This is a genomic window from Burkholderia sp. BCC1638 (assembly GCF_902833195.1).
Classification (GTDB): domain Bacteria; phylum Pseudomonadota; class Gammaproteobacteria; order Burkholderiales; family Burkholderiaceae; genus Burkholderia; species Burkholderia diffusa.
Window position 1 is genome coordinate 109,528 of the sequence record NZ_CADFEC010000004.1, and the last position, 23,961, is coordinate 133,488.

A 23,961-nucleotide genomic window follows, 5' to 3' on the forward strand; every position below is an offset into this window, starting at 1 on the left:
GCGGGTCGCTCCCGGTCAGATGCCGGCCAGCACGCGCAGGTGCGCGACCACGCTGCGGCCGAGCGCGGACAAGTTGTAGCCGCCCTCGAGGCAGCTCACGATGCGGCCCTGCGCGTGCCGGCGCGCGACGTCGACGATCTGCGTGGTCAGCCATTCGAAATCGGCCTCGACGAGACCGAGGTTGCCGATGTCGTCCTCTCGATGCGCGTCGAAACCGGCCGACACGAACAGCATCTGCGGCTTGAACGCGTCCAGACGCGGCAGCCAGGACATGTCGACCGCTTCGCGGATCGCCATCCCGTTGCTGCGCGCAGGCATCGGCAGGTTGACCATGTTCGGCGCCTGGTGATCGACGCCCGAGAACGGGTACAGCGGATGCTGGAAGAAGCTGCACATCAGCACGCGCTCGTCGTTCGCGAACGCGGCTTCGGTGCCGTTGCCGTGGTGCACGTCGAAATCGACGATTGCGACACGCTCGAGGCCATGGACGTCGAGCGCATGCCGCGCGGCGATCGCGACGTTGTTGAAAAAGCAGAAACCCATCGCGCGCGCGGGTTCCGCGTGATGGCCGGGGGGCCGCACGCTGCAGAACGCATTCGCGTAGCGGCCTTCGATCACGGCGTCGGTCGCCGCGATCGCCGCGCCGGCCGCACGCAGCGCGGCGCGCCACGTGTCGCGGTTCATCAGCGTGTCGGGATCGATCTCGACGTAGCCGTCAACGGGCGTCATGCTGCGGATGTAGTCGATGTGAGCCTGCGTATGCACGCGGCCCAGCGCCACCTCGCTCGCGAACGGCGCGGTTTCGTGCACGATCAGGTCGTCGATGCGGCTCGCGATCAGCTGATCCTGGATCGCCGACAGGCGGGCCGGGCATTCCGGATGCCATTCCCCCATCTCGTGCAGCATGCAGTCGGGGTGCGTATAGAAGGCGGTTGCCATAAGCTGTCATCCGCGACGCAGGGTGCGCCGCAGGTCTCCATCAATGATGTCCATCGTCTGCCGCGAATTCGCCGCTAACTTACCACAACGGTGCGCTGCTTCGCCCCGGCACGCAGGATGCGTCGGGTATACTGCGCCGAACCCCATCGCCCTGTCCGCCCGCTTCGACATGAATTCCAGCAAGCCTGCCGCCCTTCTCTCCGCACTGTTCAGCGTTCGCGTCCCGCTCGTTGCTGCTGCCGTCGCCGTTACCGTGGCCGCCGCGCCCGCCATCGCGCAGACGCAGCCCGCGAAGTCCCCCGGCACGCGCGTCGCGCAGGCGCAACCGCAGCAGCCGGCGCCGCAAGGCCAGACCTTCGAAGAGGAAATCGTTCCGCAGCGTTACGCGAACAACGCGAAGGTCGATGCGTTCATCGACGAGATGGTGAGCCGCAACGGCTTCGATTCCGCGAGCCTGCATGCGCTGTTCTCACGCATCAGCTACTCGGCCACCGCCGTGAAGCTCGTGAAGCCGGCGCCGACGCCTTCGGTGAAGAACTGGCGCGTCTATCGTTCGCGCTTCATCGAACCGATCCGCATCAACGCGGGCGTGAAATTCTGGAAGGCGAACAAGGCGACGCTGCAGCGCGCGTCCGAGGAATTCGGCGTGCCGCCCGAAGTGATCGTCGGCATCATCGGCGTCGAAACGATTTACGGCCGCTACATGGGCAACTTCCGCGTGCTCGATGCGCTGACGACGCTCACGTTCGACTACCCGGACACGCCGAATCGCGACAGCCGCCAGGCAACGTTCCGCAAGAATCTCGAGGACTTCCTCGTCTGGACCCGCGACAACCAGCTCGACCCGACGACCGTGCTGGGCTCGTACACGGGCGCGATCGGCATCCCGCAGTTCCTGCCGAGCAGCATCCGCGAGTATGCGGTCGATTACGACGGCGGCGGCCACGTCGATCTGCGCAGCAGTCCTGCCGATGCGATCGGCAGCGTCGCGAACTACCTGAAGCAGCACGGCTGGGAAACCGATCGCCCGGTAGTCTGGCGAATCACGCCCGACACGGGCAGCCTCGGCATCGCCCAGGCGGCCGCAGACGGTCAGCCCGAACCGCACTGGGCCCTGTCGCAACTGCTGCGCGCCGGCATGACGCTCAACGAGCCGACGGTCAACATCACCACCGAAGCCGGCACGCCGGTCACCGTGGTCGATCTGCCGTCGCCGGGGAGTGCGACCGAATACATGCTCGGCCTCAAGAACTTCTACGTGCTGACGCGCTACAACCGCAGCTTCTTCTACGCACTCGCCGTGTACCAGCTCGGCGAAGCCGTGAAGGCGCAGATGGAAGCGAATGGTGCATTGCCGCTGCCTGCGGCGGACACGGAAGCGCCGGCGCAGTAAGCACGGTCCGCGCAAAGAAAAAGCGCCGCTTGTGCGGCGCTTTTTTATCGCGTGATGCTGCTGATGCCGTTCGGGCTCAGGCAGGAAATACGCCAGTCGACAGATAGCGGTCGCCGCGATCGCAGACGATGAACACGATCGTCGCGTTCTCGACCTGACGCGCGATACGCATCGCGACTTCGCATGCGCCGCCCGACGAGATGCCGGCAAAGATGCCTTCGACAGCCGCGAGCCGGCGCGCCATCGTTTCGGACGCGGCCTGGCTCACGCTCTCGACGCGATCAACGCGGCTGCGATCGAAGATCGTCGGCATATAGGCTTCCGGCCACTTGCGAATGCCCGGAATGCGCGACCCTTCTTCCGGCTGCGCGCCGACGATCTCGATCGCCGGATTCTGTTCCTTCAGAAAGCGCGACGTGCCCATGATCGTGCCCGTCGTGCCCATCGCCGACACGAAGTGTGTGACGCGCCCTTCGGTGTCGCGCCAGATCTCCGGGCCCGTTCCTTCGTAGTGCGCGATCGGATTGTCGGGGTTCCCGAACTGATCGAGGATCACGCCCTTGCCTTCGCGCTGCATCTGCTCCGCAAGGTCGCGCGCCAGTTCCATCCCGCCCTTTACCGGCGTCAGGATGATTTCGGCGCCGTAAGCGGCCATGCTCTGGCGGCGCTCGATCGACAGATCCTCCGGCATGATCAGCACCATCTTGTAGCCGCGGATCGCCGCTGCCATCGCGAGCGCGATGCCCGTGTTGCCGCTCGTCGCCTCGATCAGCGTATCACCCGGCTTGATGCGACCGCGCGCCTCGGCCTTGCTGATCATCGACAGCGCCGGACGATCCTTCACGGAACCGGCCGGATTGTTGCCTTCCAGCTTCGCGAGCACCACGTTGTTGCGTGCGCGAATCTCTTCGTCCGGCAGGCGGACCAGTTGCACGAGCGGCGTGTTGCCGATCGTGTCTTCGATAGTTTTGTAAGCCATGGAGATACCGTGAGTGCGAGGCCGATCAATCGATTGATTGTAAACCAGCACCGGGGCTCGCGCCGGCAACCCCATTGTGACGATGGAATAGACGCGCCACACGATTCACGCGTGTGCGTGTGCAGCATGCACGCAAAAAACCCGCGGCAAGCCGCGGGAAGCCGTCGCAATGACGGCGACTGAAGGAGCCCTTTGTCTCGCGTGCGTTATTTCTGCGCGGTGCGGGCAGGTGCCGCAGCAGGCTTCGCCGCCGCCGGCTTGCCCGCGGCCGGTGCCGCCGCACCCGAGCCTGCCGCACCGATCGTCAACCCTTCCCGCTGAAGGCGCTCGACCGTTTGGCCGCCCATGCCTTTCACGCGCGATGCGAGATCGTCTGCATTCCTGAATGGCCCGTGTGCGCCGCGCTCGTCGAGAATCGCCTTCGCCCGCGCGGGACCGATGCCCTTGATGCCGACGAGTGCATCCTCGTTCGCGGTGTTGACGTCGACGGCCCCCCAGGCCGACGCGATCGCGCCGAGCATCGCGGCGGCGGCAAACCATTTCCTGATCATGTGCTGGATCTCCGATGAAATCGGTCGGCGGCTGCCGACCGTGAGACCCAGTCTAGCGATGCGACGCGCAGGTTTAAACCTGGCCGGATAGCCAACGCACGTAGCGGTCGACACCTTCCTGCACCGTCAGGAACGGCGCATCGTAGCCGGCAGCACGCAGTTTCGTCTGGTCGGCCTGCGTGAAGCACTGGTACTTGCCACGCAGCGCATCCGGGAATGGCACGTATTCGATCAGCCCTTGCTCGACCTGCTGCGCGAGCGTCAGCGGCGGCAGGTTGTCGAGTGCGCGCAGCGTGTTCACGACCGTCGATGCGATGTCGTTGAACGGTTGTGCCCGGCCTGTGCCGAGGTTGAAGATGCCCGATTTCTCCGGATGGTCGAAGAAGAACAGGTTCACCTTCGCGACGTCCTCGACCGACACGAAGTCGCGCGTCTGCTCGCCCGGCGCATAACCGTTGTACTCGCCGAACAGCTTGACCTTGCCTTCCGCGCGGAACTGGTTGAAGTTGTGGAACGCGACCGAGGCCATGCGGCCCTTGTGCGTCTCGCGCGGACCGTACACGTTGAAGTAGCGGAACCCGGCGATCTGGCTCTTCGCGCTCGGCAGCACGCGGCGGATCACCTGGTCGAACAGGAACTTCGAATAGCCGTAGACGTTCAGCGGCGCCTCGACCTCGCGCTCCTCGACGAATCGCGTCGAGCCGCCGTAGATCGCGGCCGACGACGCGTACAGGAACTGCGCGCCCTGCGCGAGGCACGCATCGAGCACCGCGCGGCTATAGCGGAAGTTGTTGTCCATCATGTAGCGGCCGTCGGTTTCCATCGTGTCCGAACAGGCGCCTTCATGGAACACCGCGCGTACCTTGCCGAAATCGCCGCGCGAGAAGCGCTCGACGAATTCCGTCTTGTCGAGATAGTCGTCGATCTCGCAATCGACGAGGTTCCGGAACTTGTCCGCGCGCGTCAGATTGTCGACCGCGATGATGCGCGACTCGCCGCGCTCGTTGAGCGCCTTGACGATGTTCGCGCCGATAAAACCGGCTGCGCCGGTGACGATGATGGTCATGGTCGTTCTGCCTGAAAAATTGCAAGACATACGTGCGGCGCGCTCGGCGCGCCGCCGAATGCGCTCAGTGAAACAGTTCGTCGTAGTCTACCGTGGCCGTACCCAGCTTGCCGACCACGATGCCGGCTGCGCGATTCGCGAGCACGACGGCATCGACGAGCGGCACGCCGGCGCCGAGCATCGTCGCGACCGTCGCGATCACGGTATCGCCCGCGCCGGACACGTCATACACCTCGCGCGCGAGCGCCGGTGCATGCAGTTCGCCCGCTGCGGAAAAAAGCGTCATCCCCTCTTCCGAACGCGTGAGCAGCAACGCATCGAGATCGAGCTCCGCACGCAGCTTCGCGACACGCGCGCGCAGGTCGTCTTCCGATTGCCACTGACCGATGACCTCGCGCAACTCGGCACGGTTCGGCGTGATCAGCGATGCGCCGCGATAGCGCGCCCAGTCGCCGCCCTTCGGGTCGACGAGCACCGGCTTGCCGGCCGCGCGCGCCTTCTCGATCATCGTCGTCACGTGCGTCAGACCGCCTTTCGCGTAATCCGACATCAGCACGACGTCGTGCTGCGGCAGCAGCGCATCGAAACGCGCGAGCCCGGCGAGCAGCACCTCGTGCGTCGGCATCGCCTCGAAGTCGACGCGCAGCAACTGCTGCTGGCGCGCGAGCACGCGCAGCTTGATCGTCGTCGGCAGTGACGCGTCGCGTTCGAGATGGGGAGTCACGCCGCTGCTGTCGAGCAATTCGACGATGCGCTCGCCCGGCTCGTCGCAGCCGACCACGCACAGGAGCCCGGCCTGACCGCCGAGCGTCACCGCGTTGCGCGCGACGTTGGCCGCGCCGCCAAGCCGCTCTTCCTGGCGCTGCACGTGCACGACAGGAACCGGCGCTTCCGGAGAAATGCGCTCGACGTTGCCGAACCAGTAGCGGTCGAGCATCACGTCGCCGACCACGAGCACGCGCGAACGCGCAAGCTGCGCGCGCGGTACCAGCACCACTTCGCGAAGGGTAGTCATCGTGCGTTCATCCACGGGGAGAGGACTGGGGATCGACATGCGGACGCCCGATCGCATGGTAGTCGAAGCCGAGTTCGGCCATCGCGTCCGGCTCGTACAGATTGCGTCCGTCGAAGATCACCGGCGCCTTCAGTTCGGCCTTCAGGCGCGTGAAATCCGGGCTCCTGAATTCCTTCCATTCGGTGACGATCACGAGCGCATCCGCGGCGGTCACGGCCGCGTCCTGGGTATCGACGAAGTGAAGGCGCGCAAGCGCGTCGGAAGCCTCGCCAAGGTCGAGTGCGAACACGCGGCGCGCCTCGTCGATCGCGACCGGATCGTACGCGCGCACGGTCGCGCCACGCCCGAGCAGCGCGGCGATCAGCCGACGGCTCGGCGCCTCGCGCATGTCGTCCGTATTCGGCTTGAACGCGAGGCCCCAGACCGCGAATTCGCGACCGTTCAGGTCTGCGCCGAAGCGCTGCTCGATCTTGCCGATCAGCACGTCCTTCTGTGCGGAGTTGGCCGCTTCGACGGCCTCCAGGATGCGCAGCGGCTGGCCGTTTTCGCTCGCGGTGCGAATCAACGCCTGCACGTCCTTCGGGAAGCACGAGCCGCCGTAACCGACGCCCGCGTACAGGAAGTGATAGCCGATACGCGGATCGGAACCGATCCCGCGGCGCACGGCTTCGATGTCGGCACCGACCTTGTCGGCAAGATTCGACATTTCGTTCATGAACGAAATGCGCGTCGCGAGCATCGCATTCGCCGCATACTTCGCGAACTCCGCCGAACGCACGTCCATGTAAATCGTGCGCTCGTGATTGCGGTTGAACGGCGCATACAGTTTCTTCATCTTCTCGCGCGCCACCGTGCCCGTCTCGTCGTCGTCGACACCGATGATGATTCGGTCCGGGCGCATGAAGTCCTCGACTGCCGCGCCTTCCTTCAGGAATTCCGGATTCGACACGACCGAGAAACGGTGCGCGACGCTGCCCGCGAGGCCGCGCGCGCCGAGCGCCTCGTCGACCACCGCGCGCACGCGCTGCGCGGTGCCGACCGGCACCGTCGACTTGTCGACGATCACCTTGAAACCGGTCATGTAACGGCCGATGTTCCGCGCGGCCTCGAGCACATATTGCAGGTCGGCCGAACCGTCCTCGTCGGGCGGCGTGCCGACCGCGATGAACTGGATCTCGCCGTGCGCAACGCTCGCCTCGATGTCGGTTGAGAAGCGCAGACGCCCTGCCGCGCGGTTGCGCGCGATGATGTCCAGCAGGCCCGGTTCGTGAATCGGCATCCCGCCGTTGTTCAGGATCTCGATCTTGCGCGGATCGACATCCAGACAGAAGACGTCGTGGCCGATCTCGGCGAGGCAGGAGCCCGTGACGAGACCGACATAGCCAGTGCCGATGATGGTGATTTTCATAGATGTTCCGGTACGTCCCGGTAAATGACTAACTTGGCCGCCGGGCCAGGCCCGGCGACAACCGCAGCGCTTGCGCGGCGAACGCCGGGATCAGCCCGGCATCGCAGGTTCGACGCGGCGCGGCGCATAGGTTTCCCAGCCGCTGCATCCGGGGCACTGCCAGTAGAAGAGCCGTGCCCGGAAACCGCAATTCTGGCACGTATAGCGTGGCAGATTCTTGGTGCGCTGCTTGATCAGCGCACGCATCATTTCAAGTTCCTTACGGCGCGGCTCGTCGGCGGCCGCGATCTGCGCATCGAGCAGGTGCAGCATGCCCGACAGATTCGGCGACTTCTCCATCTGCGTACGCGCGAGCGTATGCGCCGCTTCCTGGCCACGCAACCCTGCGATGTGCTGATAAGCAATATCGAGCAGGTCGTTCGACGGATAACGATCGACGTAGCCCATCAGCAACTCGGCGCCCTCGACCGGCTTGCCGAGCGCGACGTAAGCCTTCATCAGCTTGTCGGCGACGAGCGGCAGATACGCCGGATTCTGCGCTTCGACACGCTTCCAGTGCTCGATCGCGGCCGCGTGATCGCCCGCCGCCTGCGCGGCATCGCCGGACAGGATCGTCGCGCGAACGTTCTGCGGGTTCGCAGCAAGCGCGAGCTCCAGTTGCTCGGCCGCGTCCGTGGCGTTCTTGCGTTGCAGCGCGTCCTGCGCGAGTTCGCAATGGAACTGCGCGATTTCGGCGCCGAGCGGCTTGTCGCTCATCGATTCGATGCGTCTCGCGGTATCGATCGACTTGTTCCAGTCCTTCTCGATCTCGTAGATCGTCAGCAGCGCCCGCTGCGCGCCCAGCGCGTAATCGCCATCGGCGAGCCGATGGAAGGCCTCCTCCGCACGATCGAGCAGGCCGGCCTTCAGGAAATCCTGGCCGAGCTCGTACAGCGCGTGGTCGCGCTCGTTCACCGGCAGGTCCGTGCGGCTCAGCAGGTTCTGATGCACTCGGATCGCACGGTCCGTTTCGCCGCGGCGGCGAAACAGGTTGCCGAGCGCGAAGTGCAGTTCGACCGTCTCGGGATCGAGCTTCGCGACCTCGATGAACGCGTCGATCGCCTTGTCCGGTTGTTCGTTCAACAGAAAGTTCAGGCCGCGGAAATACGATCGCGGCAGGTTGGCGCTCTCCGACAGGAGATTCTTCAGGTCATAGCGTGACGCCGCCCAGCCGAGCGCGAACGCCACTGGAATCGCGAGCAACCACCAGAAATCCAGATCCATGCGAAATATCGAAGCAGAGACGAAAACCGCGCGAAGGTCGCGCGGCGTCCGTGTTAAATGACGGGCGGCATCGGCGGCTGGTCGACGACGGCCGGGGTTTCGCGCGCCGTACGCAGATCGCGCTTCAGGCGCCCGTTCTCGAGGCGCATGCGGAAGATCGCCGGCAGCGCGGACAGCAGGCCGGCCAGCAGCCCCACGACGAAGAACGCGAGGCCGATCAGGATCAGCGGCGCTTGCCATGCGTAGCCGGCAACGAAATTCAGCGTCGCGGTTTGCGTATTGGCCAGCGCGAGCACCAGCAGCAGCACGAACACCAATACCCGGATCAGCCAGACGATAAACTTCATGTAGCCCTCTCTTTGTTGAGGTTTGCCGTGGCGCGCGACTCCCCTTCGCGGCGCCGAATCGACCCGTATTGTAAAGGAAGCGTTTCCGCGTCACCGCACATCCTGCGGGTGCACGTTGTCATGCGGCCGCCGAAAATGAAAAAAGCGCCCGCAAGGGGCGCTTTTTTCTTCAGCCTTCGCCGGACGGATTCCGGGCAAGCCGAACGACGCTCAACGCTCGTCGTCCGGATCATCAGCTTTCAGCGGCTCGCCGGCGCGGCCGTCGACGCGTTCACGCAATTCCTTGCCGGGCTTGAAGTGAGGCACGAACTTCTCGGGCACCTGCACTTTCTCCCCCGACTTCGGGTTGCGTCCGACGCGTGCCGGGCGACGGTTGAGGCCGAAGCTGCCGAAACCCCGAATTTCGATGCGATGCCCTTTCGACAAGGCATCGGACATCGCATCGAGCATCGTTTTCACCGCGAAATCCGCATCCTTGAGGACAAGTTGCGGAAATCGCAGTGCCAGCTGCGCGACCAACTCGGATTTGGTCATACTTCAGCAGACCTCGTAAGGCTTACTGGTTCTGGCCGTCGAGCTTCGCCTTCAGCAGCGCGCCGAGGTTGGTCGTACCGGTCGCAGCAGCGCTGGTGTCCGACTGCAGGCCGCGGATCGCTTCCTGTTGTTCAGCCGAATCCTTCGCCTTGATCGACAGGTTGATGCCACGCGACTTGCGATCGATGTTGATCACCATCGCGTTGACCTTGTCGCCTTCCTTCAGCACGTTGCGAGCGTCTTCAACGCGATCCTGCGAGATTTCCGATGCACGCAGGTAGCCTTCGACGTCGCCCGTCAGCGTGACGACAGCGCCCTTCGCATCGACCGACTTCACCACGCCGTCGACGGTCGAACCCTTGTCGTTCATCGCAACGTAGTTGCTGAACGGGTCGCCTTCGAGCTGCTTGATGCCGAGCGAAATACGCTCCTTCTCGACGTCGATGCCGAGCACGATCGCTTCGACTTCGTCGCCCTTCTTGTACTTGCGAACGGCTTCTTCGCCGGCTTCGCTCCACGACAGGTCCGACAGGTGGACCAGGCCGTCGATGCCGCCCGGCAGACCGATGAACACGCCGAAGTCGGTGATCGACTTGATTGCGCCCGTGATCTTGTCGCCCTTCTTGAAGTTGCGGCTGAAGTCATCCCACGGATTCGGCTTGCACTGCTTCATGCCGAGGCTGATACGACGACGGTCTTCGTCGATCTCGAGGACCATGACTTCGACTTCGTCGCCCAGCTGGACAACCTTCGACGGAGCAACGTTCTTGTTGGTCCAGTCCATTTCCGACACGTGGACGAGGCCTTCGATGCCCGATTCCACTTCGACGAAAGCGCCGTAGTCGGTGATGTTCGTGACCTTGCCGAACAGGCGCGTGCCCGACGGGTAACGGCGCGAGATGCCTTCCCACGGATCGTCGCCCAGTTGCTTGATGCCCAGCGAGACGCGGTTCTTCTCTTGGTCGAACTTGAGGATCTTCGCGGTGACTTCCTGGCCAACCGACAGGACTTCGCTCGGGTGACGCACACGACGCCATGCGATGTCGGTGATGTGCAGCAGGCCGTCGATGCCGCCGAGGTCAACGAATGCGCCGTAGTCGGTGATGTTCTTGACCACGCCGTTGACGATCGCGCCTTCCTTCAGCGTCTCGAGCAGCTTCGCGCGCTCTTCGCCTTGCGTTGCTTCGATCACTGCACGACGCGACAGCACGACGTTGTTACGCTTGCGATCGAGCTTGATCACGCGGAACTCGAGCGTCTTGCCTTCGTACGGGGTCGTGTCCTTGACCGGACGCGTGTCGACCAGCGAACCCGGCAGGAACGCGCGGATGCCGTTGACCATCACGGTCATGCCGCCCTTCACCTTGCCGGTGATCGTGCCGGTGACGAGTTCGTTGTTGTCGAGGGCCTTTTCCAGCGACAGCCACGATGCAAGGCGCTTCGCCTTGTCGCGCGACAGGATCGTGTCGCCGTAGCCGTTTTCGAGTGCGTCGATCGCGACGGACACGAAATCGCCCGACTGCACCTCAACCTCGCCCTGATCGTTCAGGAATTCCTCGATCGGAATGTAAGCCTCGGACTTCAGGCCTGCATTGACGACCACGAAGTTGTGGTCGACGCGCACGACTTCGGCGGAAATCACTTCGCCGGCGCGCATGTCTTGGCGGGTCAGCGACTCTTCGAACAGAGCCGCAAAGGATTCGGTATTCGGGGTGGAGGTTTGCAGGTCGGACATAAAAATCTGATTGTGCATGGATCGCTGTGCCACGCCGGCCGGAATGGCAGGCTGAAAGGGCCAGATCGAAGCCACACGGGGTTAAGGGTTCGAAACACGCTTCGCGCTTCTCGCGCGAGGCACCTACTGCTGCCCGCCTTCTCAGGCCGGCTGACCGAGCGCCCGGTACCACTGCAGCACCTGGTCGACTGCTTCATCGACCGAAAGCGCCGACGTATCGAGCAGCTTGGCATCTGCCGCAGGCTTCAGCGGCGCGGCCGCGCGATTGCTGTCGCGCGCATCACGTTCACGAAGATCCTGGAGCAAGTTATCTATATTAGCAGAAAAACCTTTTTGCATCAATTGCTTATGCCGTCTGGCCGCGCGCGCCTCGGCGCTGGCCGTCAGAAACACCTTCAGCACGGCGTCCGGGAAGATCACGGTGCCCATGTCGCGGCCGTCGGCGACGAGGCCCGGTGTCTTGCGAAACGCGCGCTGGCGCGCGACGAGCGCGGTACGCACCGGCCCGTGCACGGCAATCGCCGACGCGCGGTTGCCAACCGCTTCGGCGCGGATGTCGTTCGACACGTCGACGCCGTCGAGCTGCGCGCAGCCCTCGCGGAACGTGATGTGAAGATCGTCGATCAGCTTCACGAGCGCATCGATATCCTCCGCCGCGATGCCGTAGCGCACGCTCGCGAGCGCTGCGAGACGGTACAGCGCGCCGCTGTCGAGCAGGTGGAAGCCGAGATGCGCGGCGACGAGCGCCGCGACGGTCCCCTTGCCGGAAGCAGTCGGACCGTCGATCGTGATGACGGGGGTCGGGTGAAAGGGTCGGGTCGATTTCATCGGAACTGTCGGGTCAGGCTTTGGCGAGCGCGACGAAGCGGTCGAAATAGTCGGGGAACGTCTTGCCGACGCACTTCGGATCGTTGATACGCACGGGCACGCCGCCCAGGCTGACGAGCGAGAAGCACATCGCCATCCGGTGATCGTCGTACGTGTCGATCGCTGCATTCGGCGTGAGCCGCTGCGGCGGCGTGACGACCAGATAGTCGGGGCCTTCCTCGACGATCGCGCCGACCTTGCGCAGTTCGGTCGCCATCGCGGCGATGCGGTCGGTTTCCTTCACGCGCCAGCTCGCGATGTTGCGCAGCGTGCTCGTGCCGCTCGCGAACAGCGCCGCGACCGCGATGGTCATCGCCGCGTCGGGAATCAGGTTGAAATCCATGTCGATCGGCTGGAGCTTGCCGTGGTCATGGCCGATGCCGCGCACCTCGATCCAGTCGTCGCCCATCGATACGTTCGCGCCCATCTGCATCAGCGCATTCGCGAAGCCGACGTCGCCCTGGATGCTCGCGCGCCCCACACCCTCGACGCGCAGCGGGCCACCGCCGAGCGCGCCGGCCGCGAGGAAGTACGAGGCCGACGATGCATCACCCTCGACCATGATGCGCCCCGGCGAACGGTAGCGGACGCCGGCCGGCACGACGAAGCGTTGCCAGCCGTCGCGCTCGACGGTCACGCCGAAGCGGGCCATCAGTCGGATCGTGATGTCGATGTACGGCTTCGAGATCAGTTCGCCATCGACTTCGACGACGATCCTGCCGTCCTTCGCCTTCACGAGCGGCAGCGTCATCAGCAGCGCGGTGAGGAACTGGCTCGACACATCACCGCGCACGCGGATCGGCGCGTCGACCGTGATCGCCGCAGGTTTGATCCGCAGCGGCGGAAAGCCTTCGTTTTGCTCGTAGTCGATCTGCGCGCCGATCTGCCGCAGGCCGTCGACGAGGTCGCCGATCGGCCGCTCGTGCATGCGCGGCACGCCGTGCACGCGATAGTCGCCGCCGTTGACTGCGAGCGCCGCCGTCAACGGTCGCACCGCGGTGCCCGCGTTGCCGAGGAACAGATCGGCGGTCTTCGCGGTGAACGCGCCGCGCGTGCCGGTGACGACACAGTTGTCACCCTCGCGCGCGAGCTTCACACCGAGCTTGCCGAGCGCGTCGAGCATCACGCGCGTGTCGTCGGAATCCAGCAGGTTGGTGATCGTCGTATCGCCTTCGGCAAGCGCCGCGAGCAGCAGCACGCGGTTCGAGATGCTTTTCGAGCCGGGCAGGCGCACGGTGCCCGATGCGCTGGAATACGGGCCGAGATCGAGATAGTCCATGGGAATCGTCCTGTTTCCTGTTATTTCTTGACCGGTTCGGCAGCGGGCTGCGCGCCACGTTCCTGCCATGCCTTGCGTGCAGCGCGCGAGCGCGTGAACACGGCTTCGAGCGCCGCGCCATCGCCAGCGTCGATCGCCGCACGCAGCCGGGCGAGCACGCGCGTATAGCCGTCGAGCTCATCGAGTAGCGCCGCGCGATTCGCGACACACACGTCGCGCCACATTTCCGGGCTCGACGCCGCAATCCGCGTGAAGTCGCGGAAGCCGCCCGCGGCGTACGAGAATTTCAGTTCGGCATCCGCCTCGCCGAGTATCTGCTCGACGAGCGCGAACGACAGCACATGAGGCAGATGACTGATCGACGCAAACACGCGATCGTGCTGCGTCGTGCTCATCGTGCGCACGTCGGCGCCGGTCGCCCGCCACATCGCATCGATCCGCGCAACCGCTTCGGGCGCGTTCTCCGGCAGCGGACACAGCACGACGTTGCGACCGACGTACAGATCCGGCAGCGCGGCCTCGACGCCGCTCGATTCGCGCCCGGCGATCGGATGGCCCGGTACGAATTGCGCGATCCGCGCACCGAGCACATCGCGTGCCGCCATGACGACGTCGGACTTGGTGCTGCCAGCGTCGGTGACGATCGTCGCAGCGTCGAGCCACGGCGCGATGCGCGCGAGCAGCGGGCCCGTTTGCGCGACCGGCGCGGCCAGCAACACGAGATCGGCGCCGGCGAGCGCGTCGCGCAGCTGCGCATCGTCGTCGAGCGCCGCTGCGCGATCGATCACGCCGAGCGCGAGGGCGCGCTCGACCGACGCACGCGAACGACCGACGCCGACAACTTCGCCCGCGCCGCCCGGTGCGCGCTCGCGCAGGGCGCGCGCCAACGATCCGCCGATCAGGCCGACGCCGAAGATGACAAGTTTGTTGAATGCAAAGCCTGACACGACAAGAGCCAAGTGACGCGCGCGGAACGACGCCCCGCGCACGGAAGTCCAGATTCCGGGCAACGGGCCCGCACCCGGCGCGACCTGCACCGGATACCGCCCGAACCCGCCTTGGGCAGCGCCGCCCGGCCTGCCCTGCCCGCTTCGCCGCGCCGCCTGCTCGGTGCTGGCGACGGGCTGCTACGCGTCAGCGCGCGCGCGGATACGAACCGAGTATCTTCAGGAACGCGGCCTTTTGGCCGAGCTCCGCGAGCGCGGCGGCCACGGCTGGTTCGTCCCGGTGCCCTTCGATGTCGATGTAGAAGTAATACTCCCACGTGCCGACCCGCGCCGGACGCGACTCGAAGCGCGTCATCGATACACCGTGCCGCGCGAGCGGTTCGAGCAGCTTGAACACCGCGCCCGGCTCGTTCTTCACCGACACGATCAGCGACGTCTGGTCGTGACCGCTCTGCCCAGCCGGCTGCTTGCCGACGATCACGAAGCGCGTGCGATTGTGCGGATCGTCCTGAATCAGCGAGAACGCGATCTGCAGGCCGTAGTGCGCGGCCGCGCGGTCGCCAGCGATCGCCGCGACGCTCGGGTCCGCCGCCGCGAGACGCGCGGCCTCCGCATTGCTCGACACCGCTTGCCGCTCGAGCTGCGGCGCGTTCGCGGAAAGCCACTGCTGGCATTGCGCGAGCGCCTGCGCATGCGCGCAGACGCGCGTCACGCCGTCGAGCGTGCCGCTCTGCGTGAGCAGGTTGTGATGGATCGGCAGCGCGAGTTCGCCGCTGATCAGCAACTGCGTCTGCAGCAGCAGGTCGAGCGTGCGCGACACCGCGCCTTCGGTCGAGTTCTCGACCGGCGCGATGCCGAATGCGGACGCGCCCGCCTCGACCGAGCGGAATACCTCGTCGATCGACGGACACGGCAGCCCTTCGATCGACTGGCCGAAATACTCGAACATCGCCTGTTCGCTATACGTGCCGACCGGCCCGAGAAACGCGACGTGGATTGTCTGTTCGAGCGCGCGGCTCGCGGCCATGATCTCGCGCCAAATAGCGCTGATGTGTTCGCTCGCGAGCGGCCCCGCGCTCATGTCCTGCAGGCGCGCGATCACCTGCAGCTCACGCTCCGGCCGGAACACCGGCGCGTTGAAATGCTTCTTGACCTCGCCCACCTCGAGCGCCACCGCGGCGCGCTGGTTGAGGAGCGCGATCAGCTGCGCGTCGATCGCGTCGATGCGGTCGCGCAGCGGTTTCAGGCGGGAATTCAGTTCGTCGTCCATGCGTAGTTGCCGTGCTGTTTGAACAGCGCGCGCTCAGGCGCCGCGCTGTTCGAAGTCCTTCATGTACTCGACGAGCGCCTTCACGCCCTCGAGCGGCACCGCGTTGTAGATCGACGCCCGCATGCCGCCGACGGACTTGTGGCCCTTCAGCTGCAGCAGCCCGCGCGCCTTTGCGCCGGCAAGGAAGTCTTCGTTGCGCGTTTCGTCTGCCAGGAAAAAGGGCACGTTCATACGCGAACGCACCGCCGGCTCGACCTTGTTCAGATAGAAGCTGCTCGCATCGATCGTGTCGTAGAGCAGCTTCGCCTTCTCGATATTGCGCGCCTCGATCGCCTCGAGGCCGCCCTGCCGCTTCAGCCACTGGAACACGAGGCCCGCGATGTAGATCGCATACGTGGGCGGCGTGTTGTACAGCGAGTTGTTCGCGGCGACCGTCTTCCATTCGAATGCGGACGGGCAGATCGACAGCGCGCGATCGAGCAGGTCCTCGCGAACGATCACGACCGTCACGCCGGCCATCCCGATGTTCTTCTGCGCGCCGCCGAACAGCACGCCGTACTTCGCGACGTCCATCGGACGGGACAGGATGTGCGACGACACGTCCGCGACGAGCGGCACGTCGCCGAGGTCGGGAATCTCGAACGTCTCGACGCCGTCGATCGTCTCATTCGTGCACAGATGCACGTAGGCCGGATCGTCCGACAGCTGCCATTCGGCGCGGGCGGGCGCGCGCGTGAAACCGTCGGCCGTCTTGCCGGATGCGGCCAGATGCGGCGTGCCGTATTTCTTCGCTTCGTTGAACGACTTCTGCGACCACGAGCCCGTCACGACGAAGTCGGCGGTCTTACGCGAACCAAGCAGGTTCATCGGCACGATTGCGTTCTCGGCAATGCCGCCACCCTGCAGGAACAGGATCCGGTGGCTGGCCGGCACATCGAGCAGTTCGCGCAGGTCGGTCAGCGCTGCCTCGTGGATCGACATGAATTCCTTGCCGCGATGGCTCATCTCCATCACGCTCATGCCGCTGCCGTGCCAGTCGAGCATTTCGTCGGCGGCCTGCCGCAGCACTTCCTCGGGGAGCGCCGCAGGACCGGCGGAGAAATTAAAGACGCGCATCGTGAAAACCTCGGGAGGGACGCGACCGGCTTGCCGCCGGCAGAAAGAACCGCGCCAGAAAAGAAATGGCCGCTTGCGCTCGCGCGCAAACGGCCATTATCGCACTGTCATCAGGCTCCCGCCAAACCCGGCCGAACGGCCGGGCGGCGTGGCCCGGACGGCTTACTTGCCCGGCTTGACTGCCGCGACTTCCTTGTCAGCCTGTGCGCGCGTTGCCTGGATCGCTTGCGGCATGTACTTCTGCATCAGGCCGTTGACCACGTCGCGGCCGACCTGATCCTGAACCTGGATGAACTTGCGGCCCGTCGGGCTCTTGTAGAACGTCGTCAGATCCTTGATCTCCGACGTGCTGTAGTACTTCGCGTAGGCGTCGTACTGAGCCGACATCGCGTCGCTCTGGAACTGTTGCGTGCCGAACACCTTGCCCGCGCCGTCAACCAGCTTCGGCACCGCGTTCTTCTGCAGCGTCGGCACGGCGGCTTGCTTTTGCTTGTCGTTCAGCGTCTTGTTTTCCGACAGCGCGTCCGACAGGATCGCCGGCACGAGCTGCTTTGCCTGCATCTCGGCGCTGTTGCCGATAGCCGACACGAGCTTCGGCGCGTCGATCGCGTCGAGCAGATCCTTGATCGCCGCCTTCTTGTCGGCGTCGATCGGCGCAGCTGCCGCGGTCGCAGCCGGTGCGGAATTCGACAGCGCTTGCGCCATCGCGAACGTCGGCACCAGTGCAGCCAGCAGAACCAGTTGCTTGAATTGCTTTTGCATCATCACTCCCTTTTGGAAATATGAATGGTTGCTCGCCGACCGCGGCGCCTGGCGCGCGCGGCGGCTCGAGTCTCATCCGTTCTTCAGGCTTCGCCGTCCGACGCCTCGTCGGCCTCGCCATCGCCCTCTTCGGCTTCTGCGATCTGCTGCAGGCCGGAGAGCTTGGTACCCTCATCGAGACTGATGAGTGTAACACCTTGCGTGGCACGTCCCATCTCGCGAATCTCGGACACGCGGGTACGAATCAACACGCCGGCGGTCGTGATCAGCATGATCTGATCCTCGGCGTCGACGAGCGTGGCGGCGACGACCTTGCCGTTGCGCTCCGACGTCTGGATCGCGATCATCCCCTTCGTGCCGCGGCCGTGACGCGTGTACTCGGTGATCGGCGTGCGCTTGCCGTAGCCGTTCTCGGTCGCGGTGAGCACGGTCTGCTCCTCGCTGCCAGCAACCAGCAGCGCGATGACCTGCTGCCCGTCCTCGAGCTGCATGCCACGCACGCCGCGCGCTTCCCGGCCCATCGGGCGCACGTCGTTCTCGTCGAAGCGCACGGCCTTGCCGGCGTCGGAGAACAGCATCACGTCGTGCGCGCCGTCGGTGATCGATGCACCGATCAGGAAGTCGCCCTCGTCGAGACCGACCGCGATGATGCCCTTCTTCATCGGGCGGCTGAATGCCTCGAGCGGCGTCTTCTTCACGGTGCCGAGCGACGTCGCCATGAACACGAACTTGTCGGCCGAGAACTCCTTGACCGGCAGCACGACGTTGATCTTCTCGCCGTCCTGCAGCGGGAACATGTTGACGATCGGACGGCCGCGCGAGTTGCGCGAACCCTGCGGCACTTCATAGACCTTGACCCAGTACACGCGGCCGCGGTTCGAGAAGCACAGGATGTAGTCGTGAGTGTTCGCGATGAACAGCGTCTCGATCCAGTCGTCTTCCTTCATCTGCGTCGCCTGCTTGCCGCGGCCGCCGCGCTTCTGCGCGCGATACTCGGACAGCGGCTGCGACTTCACGTAGCCCGCGTGCGACATCGTGACGACCATGTCCTGCGGCGTGATCAGGTCTTCGGTATTCAATTCGGTCGCATTCAGCTCGATCTTCGAGCGGCGTGCGTCGCCGAATTCGGCCTTCACCGTCGTCAGCTCCTCGCCGATCATCGTCGTGATCCGCTCGGGGCGCGCAAGGATGTCCAGCAGGTCGGCGATTTGCGCCATCACTTCGCGGTACTCGCCGATGATCTTGTCCTGCTCGAGACCGGTCAGGCGCTGCAGACGCATCTGAAGGATTTCCTGCGCCTGCGTGTCGGACAGACGGTACAGCCCGTCGGTCTGCATCCCGAACGCCGGGTTCAGGCCTTCGGGACGGTACGCGGAGCGGCCGCCCGCCGCCGCATTCTCGGTCTCGGCGCGCGTCAGCATCTCGCGCACAAGCGACGAATCCCACGGCTTCGCCATCAGCTCCTGCTTCGCGATCGGCGGCGTCGGCGCCGCCTTGATGATCGCGATGAACTCGTCGATGTTCGCGAGCGCGACCGCGAGACCTTCGAGCACATGGCCGCGCTCGCGCGCCTTGCGCAGTTCGTAGATCGTGCGGCGCGTCAGCACTTCGCGTCGATGCGACAGGAAGCACTGCAGGATTTCCTTCAGGTTGAGCAGCTTCGGCTGGCCGTCGACCAGCGCGACCATGTTCATGCCGAACGTGTCCTGCAGCTGCGTCGCCTTGTACAGATTGTTCAACACCACTTCGGGCACTTCGCCGCGCTTCAGCTCGATCACGACGCGCATGCCGCTCTTGTCGGACTCGTCGCGGATGTCGGAGATGCCCTCGAGCTTCTTCTCGTTGACGAGCTCGGCGATGCGCTCGAGCAGCGAGCGCTTGTTCACCTGGTACGGCAGCTCGTCGACGATGATCGCCATCCGCTGGCCGCGGTCGATCTCCTCGAAGTGCGTGGCCGCGCGCATCACGACGCGACCGCGCCCGGTGCGATAGCCGTCGCGCACGCCGGCGACACCGTAGATGATGCCGGCCGTCGGGAAATCCGGCGCTGGGATGATCTCGATCAGTTCGTCGATCGTCGCTTCCGGGTTGTTCAGCAGGTGCTGGCACGCGTCGACGACTTCGTTCAGGTTGTGCGGCGGGATGTTGGTCGCCATGCCGACCGCGATACCCGACGAGCCGTTGATCAGCAGGTTCGGGATGCGCGACGGCAGGACCGACGGCTGCATCTCGTTGCCGTCGTAGTTCGGCTCGAAGTCGACCGTTTCCTTGTCGATGTCGGCGAGCAGTTCGTGACCGATCTTCGCCATGCGAATTTCGGTGTAACGCATCGCCGCGGCATTGTCGCCGTCGATCGAGCCGAAGTTGCCCTGTCCGTCGATCAGCATGTAGCGCAGCGAGAAGTCCTGCGCCATCCGCACGATCGTGTCGTACACCGCGGTATCGCCGTGAGGGTGATACTTACCGATCACGTCACCGACGATACGCGCCGATTTCTTGTACGCGCGGTTCCAGTCGTTGTTCAGTTCGTGCATCGCGAACAGTACGCGCCGGTGCACGGGCTTCAGGCCATCGCGGACATCCGGAAGGGCACGTCCGACGATCACGCTCATCGCGTAATCGAGATACGAACGGCGCATTTCCTCCTCTAGGGAGGTGGGCAGGGTCTCTTTGGCGAATTGATCCATGTATCCGTATCGTTTCGGAGCGAAGACGGCGAACGCCTTTCGCGTGGGCGCTGCATGCGCAACGCAACGCGAGATTCTAACATGCGCCCATCGGCCGCCAATTCGCCACCCCCTCTATATGTAAACAGCAAAAATCGCCGTCCGTGGAAAAGGCACCCGAACCGGCCATGATCGCGCCCCTTCAGAAGGCTTGGGCGCCGCCCGGCTCCTTGTCACGCACGCGCGTAAACCCTTGCCGCCTTTCACGCAATTTCGCGGACACGCTCTTGACAATCCCTAAAAGTTACGGCAGGCGGGTGTTGCGCATGCACCACAAAGTTGAAGCGATCTTGGGGTGGGGAGGATTTTTTTTCGTAGGAAGGGAACGATATGGCAAAATGCCAACGCACTGAAAGTTAGACGCTGCTCGAAGTCTACACAGAGCGGTGCCGCGTTTTTTGTGCCGCACCAATGTTATACTTCGAGCAATGTATGACTTGTCACCGTCAACAGGCTCGCAGTAAACCTGCGGTAATCTCAATTTCGAGAGGAGAAATATGAATAAACTTTCAAAGCTCGCGTTCATTGCAGCTACCGCAGTTATGGCTGCATCCGCTTCGGCACAGTCGGTGCCGGCGTCGCGTCAAGCCGTCAACGACAACTGGGTGAACGGCACGGGCGAATGGGTGTGGATGAACGGCACGAACGAGCTCTGCTGGCGTGACGCGTTCTGGACGCCGGCCACCGCCAACGCAAAGTGCGATGGCGCACTGGTCGCCCAGGCACCGCAGCCGCCGGTCGCTCCGGTTGCTCCGGCCATCACGAGCCAGAAGATCACGTATCAAGCCGACGCACTGTTCGACTTCGACAAGGCAACGCTCAAGCCGCTGGGCAAGCAAAAGCTGGACGAACTGGCTTCGAAGATCCAGGGCATGAACACGGAAGTGGTCGTCGCTACGGGCTACACGGACCGCATCGGTTCGGACAAGTACAACGACCGTCTGTCGCTGCGCCGTGCGCAAGCCGTCAAGTCGTACCTGGTCAGCAAGGGTGTCCCGGCCAACAAGATCTACACGGAAGGCAAGGGCAAGCGCAACCCGGTCACGACCGGCTGCAACCAGAAGAATCGCAAGCAACTGATCGCCTGCCTCGCACCGGACCGCCGCGTGGAAGTCGAAGTGGTCGGTACGCAAGAAGTCCAGAAGACGACCGTTCCGGCGCAGTAAGCCGCGGTTTTCGACTGCTTCAAAGCCCCGCTCCGGCGGGGCTTTTTCTTTGACGCCCGTCCTGGCGCTCGCTGGCCTCGTTGTGCGCCCCCTTATATACTCGGGGCTGACGTACCGACGCACCGCCCTCCTTCCGTAGCCCGTTTGCCGACATGACCAACGCCGATCCGCACGAACTCCAGAAATTCAGCGACCTCGCCCATCGGTGGTGGGATCCGAATGCCGAATTCAAGCCCTTGCACGACCTGAATCCGGTCCGGCTCGGCTGGATCGATTCGCATGCGCACCTCGCCGGCACGCGCGCACTCGATATCGGCTGCGGCGGCGGCATCCTGTCCGAATCGATGGCAGGGCTCGGCGCCCAGGTAAAAGGCATCGACCTGTCGACCGAAGCGCTCGGGGTCGCCGACCTGCACAGCCTCGAAAGCGGCATCACGGTCGACTACGAGGCGATCGCCGCCGAAGCGATCGCCGAACGCGAGCCGGGCACTTACGACGTCGTCACCTGCATGGAGATGCTCGAGCACGTGCCGTCGCCGGCTGGCGTCGTCGCCGCGTGTGCGACGCTCGTGAAGCCGGGCGGCTGGGTGTTCTTCTCCACGCTGAACCGCAACCTGAAGTCCTACCTGTTCGCGGTGATCGGCGCCGAGTACATCGCGCAGATGCTGCCGAAGGGTACCCACGACTACGCGCGCTTCATCCGCCCGTCGGAACTGGCGAGCTTCATTCGCGGGACCGATCTGCACATCGTGGAGATCAAGGGTATTACCTATCACCCGATCGGCAAGCGCTTCGCGCTGTCGAACGACACCGACATCAACTATCTCGTCGCGTGCCGCCGCGGCGCGTGACCCTCCGACCGGCATGACGATTCCCCTTTCGACCGAGCCGCCGGCATTCGACGCGCCGCGCCTGCTGCACTGCGATGCCGTGCTGTTCGACCTCGACGGCACGCTCGCCGACACGGCACCCGATCTCGCCGCTGCAGTCCACAAGATGCAGCGCGTGCGCGGCCTGCCCGAAACGTCGCTCGACGTGCTGCGGCCGCTGGCATCGGCCGGTGCGCGCGGCCTGCTCGGCGGAGCATTCGGCATCGACCCGCAATCGCCCGGCTACGACGCGATGCGCGACGAGTTCCTGACCAATTACGCGACCGACATCTGCGTGCACACGGTGCTGTTCCCCGGCATCGGCGACGTGCTCGACGAGCTCGATGCACGCGGCGTGCGCTGGGGCATCGTCACGAACAAGGCGATGCGCCTCACCGCGCCGCTCGCCGACCTGCTCGGCCTCGCGCCGCGCGCGGCCTGCATCGTCGGGGGCGACACAACGCCGCACTCGAAACCGCATCCGGCCCCGCTGTTGCATGCGGCGGAACAAATGACGCTCGCGCCGGAGCGCATCGTCTACGTCGGCGACGATCTTCGCGACATCCAGGCCGGCAGCGCGGCGGGGATGGCGACGGTCGCGGCCGCATACGGCTATTGCGGTGACGGCGTCGCGCCGGCCGACTGGCAAGCGCAGCATCTGGTCGGCACGACGCAGGAACTGCGCGAACTACTGCGCGATGTTGGGCTATAATGGTCGATCTTATCCGCGGGGGCGACCTGGTTTCGACAGGGGTTGTGAAGCGGCTAGGGCATGTCGAGGACCCGTCACCTCGTTAATCAATGGGAAAATCGTAACTGCAAACGACGATACGTTCGCACTGGCAGCCTAACGGCCGCCGTCCTCTGCCTAGTTCACTGACGGGCTAGTGTCGCAAGACCGGTAGCAATACCGCCAGAGGTCATTTACGTCAGTTAAGCCCTGTCGGCGTCGCGACGCCAGGGTCGAAAATCTAGCGAATCGCCGTAGTGCAGCGTGTTCGTCCGCGTCGCTGCGGTTAAATCAAATGACTGAACTAAACATGTAGAACTAGTCGTGGAGCGCTTCTGGACGCGGGTTCGATTCCCGCCGCCTCCACCAAATTCCGCGCTTGACGCACGAACCCCGCACGACGCGAGTCTGCGGGTTTTTTGTTGCCTGAGAGGCCGAGCATCCCGCGCCCTCCGAAAAAGCGCCCGGCCTCGGACGGGCCGGGCGGAATGCCGCCGGCATTCCAGCGGCAGGAGGTGACGGATGTTCGACGTCGCCCGCGAGGTGATCGACCGCGGCGGACGGTCCCCCTGCCCGGCACGCGACGCATCATCGCTGCCGCAGCACGGCCTCACCGGGCGACGAGCCGCTTAGCTGCCGCGATACAGCGACTTCATTTCTTCTGCGCTGGCCGGACGCACACCGATCGCACGCGAACCCGACGCCGATGCGCCCTGCACCTGCGCGCCATAACCGCTGGCGTCGGCGCCTTGCGCCTGGGCGAGCGCGCTGCGCTGTTGCTCCGCGACACGCGCCGTGGCGGCCTGGATCGCTTCCGGATAGTGCGGATCTTCGCCGCGGGCGGTGTTGTAACCGGCCTGCTGGAGCTGAACCAGTTCGGCGCGAACCTGTGCGCGGGTGAGTGCCGAGCCGGACTGCGCGAACGACACGACCGGGGCAACGAGAGCAGCAGCAACGACAACGGCTTGAACGAGCGACTTCATGATGACCTACCTCCAG

22 protein-coding genes and 1 other RNA gene are annotated in these 23,961 nt (G+C 64.7%); 5 read left to right on the forward strand and 18 right to left on the reverse strand.

Annotated elements, in window-relative coordinates; genetic code table 11:
- Positions 1 to 15: 15 nt before the first annotated feature.
- Positions 16 to 939, reverse strand: coding sequence for a histone deacetylase family protein (locus tag HWX22_RS05850; protein ID WP_059699499.1), 924 nt, complete (start codon positions 937 to 939; stop codon positions 16 to 18).
- Positions 940 to 982: 43 nt separating this feature from the next.
- Between HWX22_RS05850 and mltB the strand changes: the two genes are divergently transcribed.
- Complete coding sequence (gene mltB / locus HWX22_RS05855) at positions 983 to 2,332, forward strand: lytic murein transglycosylase B (RefSeq protein ID WP_082750561.1); 1,350 nt, start codon at positions 983 to 985, stop codon at positions 2,330 to 2,332.
- A 76-nt stretch (positions 2,333 to 2,408) separates the two neighbouring features.
- Here mltB and cysM read toward each other — a convergent pair whose 3' ends face one another.
- The 16 genes from cysM to gyrA form a co-directional block, all read right to left on the reverse strand.
- Positions 2,409 to 3,311, reverse strand: coding sequence for a cysteine synthase CysM (cysM, locus tag HWX22_RS05860; RefSeq protein WP_175915194.1), 903 nt, complete (start codon positions 3,309 to 3,311; stop codon positions 2,409 to 2,411).
- 206 nt (positions 3,312 to 3,517) lie between these two features.
- Positions 3,518 to 3,862 (reverse strand): helix-hairpin-helix domain-containing protein, encoded by a 345-nt coding sequence (locus HWX22_RS05865; protein ID WP_175915195.1) that lies wholly within the window; start codon positions 3,860 to 3,862, stop codon positions 3,518 to 3,520.
- A gap of 73 nt (positions 3,863 to 3,935) precedes the next feature.
- The gene (gene rfaD / locus HWX22_RS05870) at positions 3,936 to 4,928 is read right to left on the reverse strand and encodes an ADP-glyceromanno-heptose 6-epimerase (protein ID WP_175915196.1); all 993 of its coding nucleotides are present in this window, start codon (positions 4,926 to 4,928) and stop codon (positions 3,936 to 3,938) included.
- A 64-nt stretch (positions 4,929 to 4,992) separates the two neighbouring features.
- Positions 4,993 to 5,943: a D-glycero-beta-D-manno-heptose-7-phosphate kinase gene (gene rfaE1, locus HWX22_RS05875; RefSeq protein ID WP_175915197.1), complete on the reverse strand. Its 951-nt coding sequence runs from the start codon at positions 5,941 to 5,943 to the stop codon at positions 4,993 to 4,995.
- Between the two features lie 7 nt (positions 5,944 to 5,950).
- Positions 5,951 to 7,351 carry a UDP-glucose/GDP-mannose dehydrogenase family protein gene (locus tag HWX22_RS05880; RefSeq protein ID WP_175915198.1) on the reverse strand — a complete coding sequence of 467 codons (1,401 nt, stop codon included), beginning with the start codon at positions 7,349 to 7,351 and terminating at the stop codon, positions 5,951 to 5,953.
- A gap of 90 nt (positions 7,352 to 7,441) precedes the next feature.
- The gene (gene lapB, locus HWX22_RS05885; protein WP_175915199.1) at positions 7,442 to 8,614 is read right to left on the reverse strand and encodes a lipopolysaccharide assembly protein LapB; all 1,173 of its coding nucleotides are present in this window, start codon (positions 8,612 to 8,614) and stop codon (positions 7,442 to 7,444) included.
- A gap of 53 nt (positions 8,615 to 8,667) precedes the next feature.
- Positions 8,668 to 8,961 carry a LapA family protein gene (locus HWX22_RS05890; protein ID WP_059530004.1) on the reverse strand — a complete coding sequence of 98 codons (294 nt, stop codon included), beginning with the start codon at positions 8,959 to 8,961 and terminating at the stop codon, positions 8,668 to 8,670.
- Positions 8,962 to 9,171: 210 nt separating this feature from the next.
- Positions 9,172 to 9,495 carry an integration host factor subunit beta gene (locus HWX22_RS05895; RefSeq protein WP_006750752.1) on the reverse strand — a complete coding sequence of 108 codons (324 nt, stop codon included), beginning with the start codon at positions 9,493 to 9,495 and terminating at the stop codon, positions 9,172 to 9,174.
- A gap of 22 nt (positions 9,496 to 9,517) precedes the next feature.
- On the reverse strand, positions 9,518 to 11,248 hold the full coding sequence (rpsA, locus tag HWX22_RS05900) for a 30S ribosomal protein S1 (protein WP_347879454.1): 1,731 nt from the start codon (positions 11,246 to 11,248) through the stop codon (positions 9,518 to 9,520).
- A 123-nt stretch (positions 11,249 to 11,371) separates the two neighbouring features.
- Entirely contained in the window at positions 11,372 to 12,058 is a 687-nt protein-coding gene (gene cmk, locus HWX22_RS05905) for a (d)CMP kinase (protein ID WP_059530008.1), read from the reverse strand.
- Positions 12,059 to 12,071: 13 nt separating this feature from the next.
- Positions 12,072 to 13,376: a 3-phosphoshikimate 1-carboxyvinyltransferase gene (aroA, locus tag HWX22_RS05910; protein ID WP_175915201.1), complete on the reverse strand. Its 1,305-nt coding sequence runs from the start codon at positions 13,374 to 13,376 to the stop codon at positions 12,072 to 12,074.
- 20 nt (positions 13,377 to 13,396) lie between these two features.
- Positions 13,397 to 14,323, reverse strand: a complete 927-nt coding sequence (locus HWX22_RS05915; RefSeq protein ID WP_175915202.1) for a prephenate dehydrogenase/arogenate dehydrogenase family protein — start codon at positions 14,321 to 14,323, stop codon at positions 13,397 to 13,399.
- Between the two features lie 187 nt (positions 14,324 to 14,510).
- Positions 14,511 to 15,593, reverse strand: a complete 1,083-nt coding sequence (gene pheA / locus HWX22_RS05920) for a prephenate dehydratase (protein ID WP_059530016.1) — start codon at positions 15,591 to 15,593, stop codon at positions 14,511 to 14,513.
- 33 nt (positions 15,594 to 15,626) lie between these two features.
- Positions 15,627 to 16,709: a 3-phosphoserine/phosphohydroxythreonine transaminase gene (serC, locus tag HWX22_RS05925; protein WP_059530019.1), complete on the reverse strand. Its 1,083-nt coding sequence runs from the start codon at positions 16,707 to 16,709 to the stop codon at positions 15,627 to 15,629.
- A 162-nt stretch (positions 16,710 to 16,871) separates the two neighbouring features.
- Positions 16,872 to 17,471: a DUF2059 domain-containing protein gene (locus HWX22_RS05930; RefSeq protein WP_059448245.1), complete on the reverse strand. Its 600-nt coding sequence runs from the start codon at positions 17,469 to 17,471 to the stop codon at positions 16,872 to 16,874.
- 83 nt (positions 17,472 to 17,554) lie between these two features.
- On the reverse strand, positions 17,555 to 20,158 hold the full coding sequence (gyrA, locus tag HWX22_RS05935) for a DNA gyrase subunit A (RefSeq protein WP_059816208.1): 2,604 nt from the start codon (positions 20,156 to 20,158) through the stop codon (positions 17,555 to 17,557).
- Positions 20,159 to 20,694: 536 nt separating this feature from the next.
- Here gyrA and ompA point away from each other — a divergent pair.
- From ompA to ssrA, 4 genes are all read left to right on the forward strand, one after another.
- Entirely contained in the window at positions 20,695 to 21,363 is a 669-nt protein-coding gene (ompA, locus tag HWX22_RS05940) for an outer membrane protein OmpA (protein WP_006400736.1), read from the forward strand.
- A gap of 152 nt (positions 21,364 to 21,515) precedes the next feature.
- Complete coding sequence (gene ubiG, locus HWX22_RS05945) at positions 21,516 to 22,214, forward strand: bifunctional 2-polyprenyl-6-hydroxyphenol methylase/3-demethylubiquinol 3-O-methyltransferase UbiG (RefSeq protein WP_175915203.1); 699 nt, start codon at positions 21,516 to 21,518, stop codon at positions 22,212 to 22,214.
- A gap of 13 nt (positions 22,215 to 22,227) precedes the next feature.
- Positions 22,228 to 22,944, forward strand: coding sequence for an HAD-IA family hydrolase (locus HWX22_RS05950; protein WP_175915204.1), 717 nt, complete (start codon positions 22,228 to 22,230; stop codon positions 22,942 to 22,944).
- Between the two features lie 17 nt (positions 22,945 to 22,961).
- Positions 22,962 to 23,331, forward strand: a transfer-messenger RNA (tmRNA) gene (ssrA, locus tag HWX22_RS05955).
- Positions 23,332 to 23,591: 260 nt separating this feature from the next.
- Here the strand turns inward: ssrA and HWX22_RS05960 are convergent.
- Complete coding sequence (locus HWX22_RS05960; protein WP_059699488.1) at positions 23,592 to 23,945, reverse strand: DUF4148 domain-containing protein; 354 nt, start codon at positions 23,943 to 23,945, stop codon at positions 23,592 to 23,594.
- Between the last annotated feature and the right edge of the window lie 16 nt (positions 23,946 to 23,961).